Below are 377 nucleotides of genomic sequence, written 5' to 3'. Positions count from 1 at the left end.
CACGTTTTGTTGTCGGCGAGTTGAAAGCCCAGCCGCCCAAGCTCGCGAATGCGCGCGATGAGGCCGTGGCTGCGCTCCATGCGTTGGCGCATGGTTTGTACACGCTGCAGCACGTCAGGGTCCCTGGCGGTGCCCCCTAGGGTTTCTTCGCACCGCTTGCCTTCCGGACTCATGAACTGCCGCGCGAAATAGACGTGTGCGCCCCGTTTGTGCTCGATGATGGTGCCGGGCGCGCCCAAGAGAACCTGCTCCTGCGTGGCAGCCGATTGAGCCAGACTGGCAAACAGCGTGCTGTAGGCCTGTTCGTGCACCCGGTACAGGGCAAAGGCATGCATGGCGTTGCGCGAATTTCAGTAATTTCAAATAGTTTACTGAAA

General features: G+C 59.9%; 1 pseudogene. It reads right to left on the bottom strand.

Annotated features, from left to right (window positions below):
* Positions 1 to 335, bottom strand: a pseudogene (locus THIARS_RS17970) (GSU2403 family nucleotidyltransferase fold protein); the annotation flags it as partial.
* Positions 336 to 377: the final 42 nt, after the last annotated feature.

Origin of the sequence: Thiomonas delicata (assembly GCF_900088825.1) — a bacterium.
GTDB classification, from domain to species: Bacteria; Pseudomonadota; Gammaproteobacteria; order Burkholderiales; family Burkholderiaceae_C; genus Thiomonas_A; species Thiomonas_A delicata.
Note: the sequence above shows the minus strand (reverse complement) of the source record. Positions and strands in the feature narration are given on the sequence as shown.